This window comes from Novosphingobium sp. Sphag1I, assembly GCF_056279125.1.
The window spans coordinates 1-5,118 of record NZ_JBWBQS010000040.1 but is presented as its reverse complement, the minus strand read 5'-3'; the positions used below and the strand labels follow the sequence as shown (position 1 = coordinate 5,118).

5 protein-coding genes are annotated in these 5,118 nt (G+C 57.4%); all 5 read right to left on the bottom strand.

Going from position 1 to position 5,118, the window contains the following annotated elements:
- Positions 1–281: 281 nt before the first annotated feature.
- The 5 genes from ACZ9HU_RS22300 to ACZ9HU_RS22280 all read right to left on the bottom strand — a co-directional run bounded on the left by ACZ9HU_RS22300 (position 282) and on the right by ACZ9HU_RS22280 (position 4,824).
- Positions 282–785, bottom strand: a complete 504-nt coding sequence (locus tag ACZ9HU_RS22300) for a DUF4262 domain-containing protein (RefSeq protein ID WP_476108070.1) — start codon at positions 783–785, stop codon at positions 282–284.
- A gap of 193 nt (positions 786–978) precedes the next feature.
- A complete protein-coding gene (locus ACZ9HU_RS22295; RefSeq protein ID WP_476108069.1) occupies positions 979–1,536 on the bottom strand; it encodes a thermonuclease family protein in 558 nt (185 codons plus the stop codon).
- A 534-nt stretch (positions 1,537–2,070) separates the two neighbouring features.
- Complete coding sequence (locus ACZ9HU_RS22290) at positions 2,071–3,396, bottom strand: type II toxin-antitoxin system HipA family toxin (RefSeq protein WP_476108068.1); 1,326 nt, start codon at positions 3,394–3,396, stop codon at positions 2,071–2,073.
- Position 3,397: 1 nt separating this feature from the next.
- Positions 3,398–3,646 carry a helix-turn-helix transcriptional regulator gene (locus tag ACZ9HU_RS22285; protein WP_476108067.1) on the bottom strand — a complete coding sequence of 83 codons (249 nt, stop codon included), beginning with the start codon at positions 3,644–3,646 and terminating at the stop codon, positions 3,398–3,400.
- A 110-nt stretch (positions 3,647–3,756) separates the two neighbouring features.
- Positions 3,757–4,824, bottom strand: coding sequence for a tyrosine-type recombinase/integrase (locus ACZ9HU_RS22280; protein ID WP_476108066.1), 1,068 nt, complete (start codon positions 4,822–4,824; stop codon positions 3,757–3,759).
- Between the last annotated feature and the right edge of the window lie 294 nt (positions 4,825–5,118).

Below are 5,118 nucleotides of genomic sequence, written 5' to 3'. Positions count from 1 at the left end.
CTGCCTACCTGGCCCAGACCTCAACTTAGACCCAGACCGCCGATCACTGGCCAGGCCTCAAAACAAGCGCCACTCCCGCGCCAGCGGGTTCGTACATGTCCCACGATCCGGCTTTCGGCACGGACGGCACCCGACCAACTCAAGTCGTTCCAATGCATCGCCGGAAACGTCGGTCTACGCCAACACCGGCCATTCCAGCCGCCTCGCCCCCTGAACAAAGGACGGCTAACGGACCTCCCGCGTAACGGTCGCTGCGGCAGGAAAGTCAGGGGGAGCGGACATCAAGCTGGGTGTGATTTCCAGCCGCCGCCAGTTAGGTCCGTTTGGCTGGTTACCAAGTCATTGTCAAAGCCTTGCTCCCACGGGAACTTGCCCTCCCGATCCGGCCAGACGAGTTGTAGGCAGTCGAAATTATCTCCTCGGTAGAACCAGCGACTCCAGCCAAGGTGCTCGGGGTAGGCTGATTTCGCTACGGGCAAGAAAACAGCGTCAGCATTGCCGAAAATTCCGATTGTTTTGAGGCCAATGGGGGGCTTTTTGTTGGTTTCAATGTCCCGCCACACGTCCCATAAAACGGAATGAGCTGTATCTTTCGATAGCCCGAACACGATGATCTCCGGGAAATCAAAGCTTGCACTGAACCCTATGGAATACGTAAAATCCGGCTGCGTCCCCTTATGATCAAAGACGCGGGTACTGAACCAGCCATGTTCCTTGATTGCGTTCAGGAAATGTCGTTCCCCGTCGTCAAGGGCTTCATCCGGAAGTTCCAACGCAGTCTTCATAGTTACTTGTTGCCAGAAAAGCACACCGGTCTCAATGTCGATTTTAGCACCGGTCTGGAACGGCAATATTTTTCGGATTGAGGTGGTTAGCTGCCCTCCGAGACAAATCTAAACGATGGCCAGCTTTGAACGACGGCGCTGGGGCTGGCAGATGGCAGAAAAGTTAGGGGGAGCGGACGTTGCTGGCATTCCGTTAGTCGGCGGCCCTTTTATCGAACACTAAACCACTGGGCCACCACAGTTGTGGACCGATAGGCGATCTCTCTCCTTCTTCAGGATTATGCATTTTAGGGTCGGTTTTGCACCAATCCCAATGGCCCGATGTCAGCGCGGCTCCACCATCAACGTGCATATCATCGGCAATATCATAGCCGTCTTTGTCGAGGATCCTGCCAGTCAAGCGTCCGTCGCTGCCCTTTTTCAGGTCCACAATATGCCAACCTCGATTCTTCGTGAGACTAATTTCGAGCCGATCTTTTGAAAATCCCGCGAGCGCAGCTTCAGCCCAGCACTGAGCCCAAGGGCCAAGTTCAGGAGCATCAATGCCAGCAATGTGGATTGCACGACCACGGTCCACAATCGTATCGCCATCTAGGACTTGCTCAAATGGCATCGACGGCACTGTCCTGCTCGGAAAATGATCGAAAACACCTTCATCCCGACCAGTGATATGACCCGCCCAAAATATGAGCGCAGCAGCCAGAACCGTCGCGAAAGATTTGACGATGATTTTTGCCGAAGGACGCCGCATACACTCCTTTTATACTGCCGCTGAACGTCCGCAATAGCACCGTGTCCGGAAAGGCGCTTTTCGTCGCAATTTGGTGGGAAGCGGCCGTTGACGATCCAGATCACTGTGCCGCAAGTTCGTCCCTATTATCGTATTAGTCCCCGGTCTCGCATCCATTTTGAGATCGAACTGACGCCTGCGACAATTCCGAATATCCCTGTCCAAGCCGTGATCTTAACAAATACGGTCTCGTCACTCACATAATGGAACAATTTGGGGCCGATAATCAACAAACCGATAGATACGCTTAGGAGAACCACCCCTATCAGCGCCCTTGCTTTCGTCGATATCTGCACGTTCCAAGCCCAACGCAACAAGCGCATCCCCAAACCCTCCGACGTGCTGGCGTATGAGCATTAAGCGGTGCGGACCGTCCTGTCGATGTCCGCCTTTGGGGCGGATGCTGCCGTTCGGCAAGGGCGTCCTGAATGTCCGCAAAGTCCCAGCCCGCGTCGTTCAATCGCGGCCCAGCACACGAAATTCATAACACTGCCATCAAAGCTCCTCCAGCGCGCTGACGAGATGCGGTAACCTCCTTTCCACCGCAGCGGCAAGGCTATCCTGAATGCCATCTGCGAAATCGCCCGGCATCTGACCCAGTGCGATCTCACCAGCCTTCCCTGCAAGGTCCAGCACTTCGACAATCGCCGCCCGCATCGCACCTCCGCCCAGCCCAGCCGCTTTGCCGGTCTGCACAAAATGCCGCCCCATAAGTTCAGCCATCCGATAATGCCGATTACGCCCAGCCGACATCGCCAGCCGGAACTTGTTGGGCGCGATCTGGCCCCTATCGAAGGCAGGCTGGGCTGAAAGCACATCATAGAATGGCGCCAGACTGAAACGCCCGCCAGGTTTCAGAAAAATGCTGAAATTCTTGGCATGACCATCGGTCGCTCCGATCAGCCAAAACACGATCTGGCCCTTCAAGAAAGCGATCTGATCCCTTTGGGGATCGTCAGCCCCCTTGAGCAGCCCCAGAATATCACGCATGCCCGGGCCACCATCGCTTTGGTACTTGAGCGTTGGCGGTACACCCAGCGCCTGACAGCAATCCTCCTGCGGCAAGCGGATGATATGCTCGGCATCGCGCCAATGCCGATCAAACCGCTCAACCACCAACACGCGCCTGGAACCAAAGGTGCAGATCTCGGTCCGCGCCACCTCCAATCCAAAGGCTTGCATCAGCTTCATGCAGTAATGCTCATTGTCGACGCTGTCTGACATGTCGATCATGCCATCCGATGTCGGGATCTGGCCAAGCTGGGGCTTTAGAATATGGGTCGTAGGCGTCGTGCCGATCGGACGATACCATTGTCCATCGCGGCGCAGCAGGGCGGTTTTCTCTTGCGCACCAGCAACGGAAATGCGGAATTCCTGATCCCGGTTCACACCAAGTGGCGCCTGCGCTAAATCCGCCAGCATCGCCTCGATCTCGACATCGGTGACGGGCACGGCCTCGATGGTTGAGGCCCCTGCCCCCTCGCCTTCCGGGAGGAATTGCAGAGCCCCCACACAATCGCGCCCAATCGCTTCCAGCAGGCTGTAGGTGTCGACGCCTTGCGCGCCCATACGCTCAGCCACGCGGCGGCGCACGGCGTCGCGATCAGGCAGAAGATTGTCGAAAACCGCCGCCACCTCTGCGCCCCGGTATGCCGTTGGCACCAGAGGCAGCGATAGTGACACGGCAAAGCGGTGTTCCCAGGCCAACCAGCTTTCGGCATATTGAAAGCTGACCGCCCCACTCGCCGCCTTTTCCAGACGGCCAGCCAGCCGCCCATTGATCAGCACGTCGAGCGGAAGATGGGTCTTTTTGCGGGCCATCCTAGAAGACATCCGTGATGTCAGTGGCATCTTGGCGGCGCGCAACCAGTTGCAGATCGAGATCCAACACGGCAATCACGCTGAGCAACGTATCGAGCTTGGTACCGTCACTGCCGGTTTCGATGGCCGAGATGGTCTTTTGATGCTTTCCAATCAGGCTCGCCAATTGCTGCTGGGTCAGGTCGCGCGCCAGCCTCGCGCTGCGGATGAGCGCTCCAAGCTGGCTGGGCAGGCGAACAATCTGGTCCATAGGAACCTCCTTTGATTTGGATATACCTCATAGGGTGTAAAATCACAATATACCCCGCAGGGTTTAATTTCTATATATACCCTATGAGGTATGAAACTTGCTGACCTACATCATTGCCGCCGCTCCAGCTTCGCCACGGCCGAATTGCTCTGTGCCGCCGTCAAAGCCTGATAGCGATCCAGCATGTCGTTGACGGTGCGGATGGTCCATCCGAGCATCGCGGCAATTTCAGAGGGCGTGCAACCAGCGTCCGCGAGCATCGTGCAACTGGTGCCGCGAATATCATGAAAATGCAGGCCATCGAGACCAGCCGCCAGAGTTGCCTTGCGCCAGTGATGCTGAAAATGCACCTGCCCCCAAGGAATGCCGCTGGGCGTCACCAGGATGGTTTTGGCCTTTTGCGGCTGGGCATCAAGCAATGCCCGCAACGGCGCTGGTGCAGGCATATCGACCTTGCGGTTACGCTTGCCCTGCCGGAACGACAGCCGCCCGTCCTTGTACGCGCTCCACTCCAATTTGAGGAGGTCAGCCTGGCGCTGCCCCGTCCACAGCGCCAGTTCCAGCGCCAAGACCATTTCGGAAGGCGCCGACGCCCTGAAAGCCTCGAGGTTAGCGGCTAGCCAGATCTTCTCGCTGCGATCCACCTTATAGACCTTCTTGGGCCGCGTCGCGTGGTTATGGCTCAGCATGCCCCGGTCACGCGCCCATTCGAGGATGATGCGCAGCACACCAAAAGTCGCATCGGCCTGACGCGGCGAGTTCTCCGCCATCCGGTCGCGCCAATCGAGCAAACGCCGCCGGATCTTGGGGTCATCAAGCGTGTCGAGCGGATATGTCGAAAAAACCGGCCCTTTTTCCGAGAGTTTGGCGGCCCCAATCTTGTTGAGGTGCTTCAGATAATCGCTCTTGGTGCGCGGCGCGAGCGAGGCATAGGCTTGGCTTTTCAAGTAACCGTCGATGATCGACTGCAAAGTGCCAATCGTGCGGGCCTTGCGCGGTGCGTCAATCGCCGCCTGATAGGCCCGCATGAAAGCGGGCGCCCCCGGCGCGAAGGCTTCGCCTTCGTCACCGGGGAGCGGGTTCAACGCACCGAACCCGCGCAGGAAATAGTAGGTCTTGATCTTTCCCGACGCCAACTTCTTGTGAAGCGCAAAACATCCCTTCAACTTAGCCCGCATGCCCAAGCTCCCAGGCTTCGAGCGGCGAGAGATTGGCGGAGGCCTTGCCAAAAGCCGCATGAAGCGTGGCGATGGTCAGTTTGGTACCCATCGTTGCGGCGCCAAAATAGCAGCGGGCGGAGGGGTAGCCGACGCGCCTGCGCGGCTGCGGCTGTTGCTCGGGAAGTTTGGCAGGAAAGATGCCGGTAATCAGCGTAAAATTGGACTTGTAACGGATTTGTGCCGGTCACCTGAGCGTTTTATGCTCGCAACAGGAGACCGACGAGATGATGAAGCATAGTGAAGATTTTAAGC

Excerpts from the sequence above, each read along its gene's own strand:
- ACZ9HU_RS22295 (WP_476108069.1), bottom strand. The coding sequence starts at position 1,536 with ATGCGGCGTCCTTCGGCAAAAATCATCGTCAAATCTTTCGCGACGGTT.
- ACZ9HU_RS22290 (WP_476108068.1), bottom strand. The coding sequence starts at position 3,396 with ATGGCCCGCAAAAAGACCCATCTTCCGCTCGACGTGCTGATCAATGGG.
- ACZ9HU_RS22285 (WP_476108067.1), bottom strand. The coding sequence starts at position 3,646 with ATGGACCAGATTGTTCGCCTGCCCAGCCAGCTTGGAGCGCTCATCCGC.
- ACZ9HU_RS22300 (WP_476108070.1), bottom strand. The coding sequence starts at position 785 with ATGAAGACTGCGTTGGAACTTCCGGATGAAGCCCTTGACGACGGGGAA.
- ACZ9HU_RS22280 (WP_476108066.1), bottom strand. The coding sequence starts at position 4,824 with ATGCGGGCTAAGTTGAAGGGATGTTTTGCGCTTCACAAGAAGTTGGCG.